This is a genomic window from Volucribacter psittacicida (assembly GCF_004339025.1).
Classification (GTDB): domain Bacteria; phylum Pseudomonadota; class Gammaproteobacteria; order Enterobacterales; family Pasteurellaceae; genus Volucribacter; species Volucribacter psittacicida.
Genome location: NZ_SMFT01000009.1, coordinates 21726 through 28184, shown reverse-complemented (window position 1 = coordinate 28184; position 6459 = coordinate 21726). Strand labels below are relative to the sequence as shown.

Here is a 6459-nt window from a genome sequence, read left to right as displayed (position 1 = left end):
TATTTTAATTGAAACGACTATCATTAAAAATTTTCAAGAAACTGACCGCACTTTAATTCAAATGTTTGCTTTTTTGATGTGTATGCCTCTATTCCGTTTTAAAATAATACTGTGTATTTTAGCTATTTATGCTAAACTTCATATTTTGCAGTTACTCTGACATTAGGCAAAGAATATGACAGAACAACAATTAAATTTAATTCAATCTTCAATTAAATCCATTCCTGATTACCCTAAAAAAGGGATTATTTTTCGTGATATTACCAGTTTAGTGGAAAATCCTGAGGCATTTCGTTGTGTGGTGGCGTTATTTGTGGCGAAATTTCAAGAAATGGGGATTACTAAAGTAATTGGTACGGAGTCAAGAGGGTTTATTTTTGGTGCGCCTGTGGCTTTGGCGTTAAATTGCCCTTTTGTATTAGTGCGTAAGCCCAATAAGTTGCCACGAGAAACGCTATCACAAAGCTATGAGTTGGAGTATGGGCAAGATACTTTGGAAATTCATACGGATTCCATTCAAGCGGGCGATAATGTGCTGATTATTGATGATCTGTTGGCGACAGGGGGGACTGTTGAGGCGACAGTGAAATTGGTACAACGCTTAGGTGGTGAAGTAAAACATTGTGCGTTTGTGATTAACTTGCCTGAGTTAGGCGGCGAACAACGTTTGCGCAATCTGGGAATTGAACCTTTTACCTTGGTCAATTTTGCTGGGCATTAACCATTCATAAGGATAGGTATGAGTTACCAAGTTTTAGCAAGAAAATGGCGTCCAAAAACCTTTGCAGAGGTGGTGGGGCAACAGCATATTTTAACGGCGTTGGCAAATGGCTTAAAACAAAATCGGTTACATCATGCTTATCTTTTTTCGGGAACAAGAGGGGTAGGCAAAACCTCTATTGCTCGTTTATTTGCCAAGGGATTAAATTGTGTTAAAGGGGTGACTGCGGAGCCTTGTGGCGAATGTGAACATTGTAAAGCCATAGAACAAGGGCGTTTTATTGATCTCATTGAAATTGATGCAGCTTCACGCACCAAAGTTGAAGATACAAGGGAATTACTTGACAATGTGCAATATAAGCCTGTGGAGGGGCGTTATAAGGTTTATTTGATTGATGAGGTGCATATGCTTTCTCGTCATTCTTTTAATGCTTTGTTAAAAACCTTGGAAGAACCACCTGAATATGTCAAATTTTTATTGGCAACCACAGATCCCCATAAATTGCCAATTACGATCCTTTCTCGTTGTATGCAGTTTCATTTAAAAGCCTTAGAACCTGCACAAATTAGCTTACATTTAGAAAAAATTCTGAGTGCGGAACATATTGATTTTGATGTGTTAGCCTTAGAAAGAATTGCAAAATCAGCCCAAGGGAGTATTCGAGATAGTTTAAGTTTGACGGATCAGGCGATTGCTATGGGAAATGGTGAAGTACGTTTGGATACGGTCAATCAAATGCTGGGATTATTGGATGAAAATCAAGCATTAAATGTGATTCGTGCCTTACATCGTGCGGCTGGCGATGAGCTTATGCAGGTGGTGCAAGAGGTCGCCTCAAAAGGGGGAGATTGGGAGCAATTTTTAATTGAGATTAGTGAGTTATTACATAAAATCGCCTTATGTCAATTATTGCCTGAAAGCCATTATATGGCACAAGATCAAATCGCTTTATTAGCGAAACAGTTATCGCCAGAGGATGTACAATTTTATTATCAAATTATTATTACAGGGCGTAAGGAATTAAATTTAGCTCCTGACTATCGTACAGGGGTAGAAATGACCTTATTGCGTGCTTTAGCCTTTCACCCTAAACAGTTTTCTTCTTCATCTTTAAATCAAGAAAGCACGATGGCGATGGAAACATCATCAACGGCATCAAGCACAAAGGCGTTGGACTCTCATACTAACATCAAAACAGCGAAAGAAAACAATGTTAAGCCTATTGAAAATCCTGTGGCGGTGGAAGTGCCAGTAGTGAGTCAACAATCTTTGGCTACGCAATCAGAGAATCCTGCGCATTCCGCCTTAACTGCCATAGAAAACTTGCGTGATTTATCCCGCAATATGGCACAAAAGGAAAAAAAAAACTTAACTGAGAACAAGGCGTTACTTGATGTGCCTGTTATTGATGTAGGGCAATCTACACCCAAAAAGGATTTAGCTACAAGATTAAACCAGTTAGCGGATCAAGCCAAAAAAAATAACGCCAGTAAGTCCGCCTCAACACAGGCGTTGTCAACGCAAAATCAATCCGCACAACATAGCGAGCAGATTTCATCCCTTGAGCAAGATTATCGCTGGGAATGGATTAATCCAGAAATGGCACAGGTTGATGAAGGGATACGTCCTTCTGAAATTAAGCGTGCGATTTTACAAGAGAAAACCCAAGAGCTTATTGATAAAGTGGTTTCTTTAACGGCTCAACGTGATCCTTGGGCAAAAATGATTGAAGAACTACAATTAGAGGGTTTTGTTAAGCAATTAGCTTTGCATTCAGTATTATTATCACAACAAAATCAACAGATTAAATTAGGCATTCGCCCTGAGCAGGCACATTTAAATAAAGAAAAATGTACGGCACAATTACAACAAAGCCTCACTGATTATTATCAACATCCAATAGATCTGATCGTTGAACCTTATGCAACGCCCGAACCTTTAACCCCAATGGAACATCGCCAGAATATTTATCGTGAGTTACAAGAACAGGCAAAACAGCATTTATTAGCCGATGAAAAGGTGGCATTGCTGATTAAAGAATTTGATGGCACATTGGATTTAGACAGTATTCGTCCTGTGTAAGCACATAAAAAGAAAGGCATTGCACAAGCTAAAATTTTCGTTACAATAGCCCGACGAATTATTTATAGTCGTTTCAATTTAATTAACAACCAATGGAAGAAAAATTATGTTTGGAAAAGGTGGCTTAGGCAATTTAATGAAACAAGCGCAACAGATGCAAGATCGTATGCAAAAAATGCAAGAAGAAATTGCTCAGTTAGAAGTAACAGGAGAATCTGGTGCTGGCTTAGTGAAAGTAACCGTAAATGGGGCACATAATTGTCGCCGTATTGAAATCGATCCGTCTTTAATGGAAGATGACAAAGAAATGTTAGAAGATCTCATTGCGGCGGCATTTAACGATGCGGTACGTCGTGCGGAAGAGCTACAAAAAGAAAAAATGGCATCGGTTACCGCAGGTATGTCATTACCGCCAGGCTTTAAAATGCCATTCTAATTCGTCATTTTCAACAAAAAATAAGACAAAATCCCACCGCACTTTTACCTCTCTGTTAAAGTGCGGTCATTTATTTTAAAATTTTTATGCAAATTAGTCCTTTACTTGAAAATCTTATTGAAGCATTACGTTGCTTGCCGGGTGTAGGGCCGAAATCGGCACAGCGTATGGCTTATCATCTTTTACAACGGGATCGCAGTGGCGGTATGCATTTAGCTCAATCGCTAACCAAAGCCATGTCGCAAATTGGTCATTGTGAGCATTGTCGCACCTTTACCGAGCAAGATATTTGTAATATTTGCAATAATCCTCGCCGTCAAAATACGGGCTTGCTTTGTATTGTGGAAATGCCCGCCGATATTCAAGCCATTGAACAAACAGGGCAATTTTCTGGACGTTATTTTGTTTTAATGGGGCATTTATCGCCGCTAGATGGCATTGGGCCGAAAGAAATTGGGCTTGATTTATTGCAACAGCGTTTACAACAAGAACAGTTTAACGAAGTTATTTTAGCCACCAACCCTACAGTAGAAGGGGACGCTACCGCCAATTATATTGCAGAATTATGCTTACAACAGGGGATAAAAGTCAGCCGTATCGCACATGGTATTCCTGTGGGCGGCGAATTAGAAATGGTTGATGGCACAACCCTAACCCATTCTTTTTTAGGACGACGTACCATTGAATAGCCTTGAAAAATGGAAAAAGTGCGGTCTTTTTTTAATTATTTTTAGGTATTAACAAGGAATAACTTACTTGCTAATTTATTGCCATTTGCTACCAAATGGCAATATTTTTTTATAATAAATGGAGTCTTTACTATGGCATTAAATAAACATCAAATTGAGCTTATTCAATCTACTATTCCAGTATTAAAAGAAAATGGTGCTGATCTTACCGCCTATTTTTATCAACGCATGTTGGGTAATAACCCAGAGTTAAAAGAAACCTTTAACCTCGGTCATCAACGCAGTGGGGCACAAGCACGCTCCTTAGCAGGAGCTGTACTTGCTTATGCAGAAAATATTGAACATTTAGAGCGATTAGGTTCAGCGGTGAGCCTAATGGCACATAAGCACGTAAGTTTAAATATTCAGCCAGAACAATATGCGATTGTGGGGGAAAACTTATTACATTCCATTAGTGAAGTATTAAATATTCCGATGGAGCACGAGTTAATTTCAGCTTGGGCTGCCGCTTATCAGCAATTAGCCGATATTTTAATCAATGCGGAAGCTGATCTCTATCGCCAACAACAGCAAACGCCTTACGGCTGGAATGGTTGGAAAGCCTTTAAAATTATTGATCGCCAAGCAGAGAGCGATGAAATAACCTCTTTTTATCTTGCGCCCGTAGATGGCGGAAAATTACCACAATATCAAGCAGGGCAATATATCTCATTGCGTATTCCTGTACCAGAGTTAGGCTTAAAACAACCTCGTCAATATAGCTTATCCGATCGCTATCATCCTGATTATTTTCGTATTTCTGTGAAAAATGAAACGGCTCACGATGGTTTACCAGAGGGCTACGTTTCCACAACATTGCACCGTGATTATCATGTTGGCGATATTGTTGAAGTTACCCACCCAACAGGGGATTTTGTACTACAACATCAAGATAAAGACACGGTTTTAATTAGTGCAGGCGTTGGCGTTACACCTATGATTGCGATGCTAAATACATTATTAGCTACTCATCATCCGATTCAAATTAGCTTTTTACACGCTTGTCGCCATATTGGGGCTTTGGCAATGCACCAACATATTGAGCAATTAAAACAGCAACATCCAAATTTATATAGTTATTTAGCTTGTGAAACGCCTTCTGAGCAAGTCAAAATAGATCAATTAGGGCGTTTAGATTTAAAAGCGATTGATCGCCAATATTTACCTGCTCAAGCGGATTATTATCTTTGTGGTCCAAAAGCCTTTATGCAGCAACAATATCAAACCTTACGTGAGTTAGGTATCCCTGCGGCACAAATTTATATGGAGCTATTTAATACAGGCGGAATAGCGGATATTGAAGAATAATGGAAGATCAACCAGCTTTTTAAGAAAGTGGTGTTTGACCGAGTACGGCGTTGGCACGCTTCGCCGTATTCTTTGTACGCTTTTCGTTGTGTTGCCTTTTCTCTTTGTAAATTGAAATGGCTATAAAATAAGAATATTACAGACCTCCCCCCTCATATTGTGAGCTGCTTTTATTTGTTATAGAATTGTTAAGTTATGTAAAGTTAACAATGATGAAATAAAAGGACATAACGATATGCTGACCAATAACCTTCTCTTAGGGATTATCCTTGCTTTATTTGCGGCATTGCTAAATAGTTCTATTGGCATTTTCAGTAAAATTCTCATGCAAAATGGCTTAAACGCTCAGGATATTGCATTTTTTAAGACCTTGATGGCATTTTTGCTCTTGAGCAGTTTATGTTGGCGTAAACCCCTTGCTTATCAAAAACAGCAAATCATTCAAACGCCTTTACATTCTCGCGCTTGGTTATGGAAAGTGGCAATTTGTGCTTTTCTTGGTATTTTTGTTCTGTTTTTCTTTGAAACCTTGGCGTATGGTTATGGGCTTGCTTCTAATGTTGTGGTCATTTTAATGGCATCAGCTACCGTTTCGGCATTAATTTTTGAGGTATTGTTGTTGAAAGGGCCTTTAAAAATCACTTCTGTACTTGGGGTGTTATTCGCTGTTATGGGTATTTTTGTCATTTCTTGGGCTGGTGGTAGTCATAGCCATCTTCTTATGATTTTAAATGCTATTATTGCGGGGACTGGCTATGGTTTATTTTCTGTTTGCTTAAGAAAATTTGGTTTGCGAGGTGGCTGGCACTTGACGACTTTTTTATTATTTTTTGGGAGTTTATATTTATTTTTTCCTTATTGGTGGAAAGGAAATGACATTCAGTGGCAGTTAGAGATAATGATTTATCTTGCCGCCTTAGCGATTTTACCCACAATTTTGGGCTTTTATTGTACAACAAAAGCCTTGTCTTATTTAACAGCCACTAAGGTTCAAGTTATTGGATTGTCCGAACCTATTTTTGCGGTTTTGCTTGCTTGGTGGTTTTTACAAGAAATGCCTAATCATCAATTTTTTATTGGGGCAAGTTTGATTGTGTTAGGCATTTTGTTAATTAACCAAATTCATTTGCATTTTATGCGTAAATATTCGGGTAAGGCATAAGGGGAGTCTTGCTCCCCTTGAA

General features: G+C 38.7%; 6 protein-coding genes. All 6 read left to right on the top strand.

Translation table 11 applies throughout. The features are described from left to right. The first annotated feature begins 175 nt into the window (after nt 1-175). The 6 genes from apt to EV694_RS10785 all read left to right on the top strand — a co-directional run bounded on the left by apt (nt 176) and on the right by EV694_RS10785 (nt 6437). The gene (gene apt / locus EV694_RS10810; RefSeq protein WP_132692395.1) at nt 176-721 is read left to right on the top strand and encodes an adenine phosphoribosyltransferase; all 546 of its coding nucleotides are present in this window, start codon (nt 176-178) and stop codon (nt 719-721) included. 18 nt (nt 722-739) lie between these two features. After that, complete coding sequence (dnaX, locus tag EV694_RS10805; protein WP_132692393.1) at nt 740-2803, top strand: DNA polymerase III subunit gamma/tau; 2064 nt, start codon at nt 740-742, stop codon at nt 2801-2803. A gap of 106 nt (nt 2804-2909) precedes the next feature. After that, the gene (locus tag EV694_RS10800; protein WP_100287874.1) at nt 2910-3239 is read left to right on the top strand and encodes a YbaB/EbfC family nucleoid-associated protein; all 330 of its coding nucleotides are present in this window, start codon (nt 2910-2912) and stop codon (nt 3237-3239) included. 86 nt (nt 3240-3325) lie between these two features. Continuing rightward, complete coding sequence (gene recR, locus EV694_RS10795; RefSeq protein WP_132692391.1) at nt 3326-3928, top strand: recombination mediator RecR; 603 nt, start codon at nt 3326-3328, stop codon at nt 3926-3928. 132 nt (nt 3929-4060) lie between these two features. Continuing rightward, a complete protein-coding gene (hmpA, locus tag EV694_RS10790; RefSeq protein WP_132692389.1) occupies nt 4061-5275 on the top strand; it encodes an NO-inducible flavohemoprotein in 1215 nt (404 codons plus the stop codon). 235 nt (nt 5276-5510) lie between these two features. Beyond that, the gene (locus EV694_RS10785) at nt 5511-6437 is read left to right on the top strand and encodes a DMT family transporter (RefSeq protein WP_132692387.1); all 927 of its coding nucleotides are present in this window, start codon (nt 5511-5513) and stop codon (nt 6435-6437) included. Nucleotides 6438-6459 lie beyond the last annotated feature (22 nt).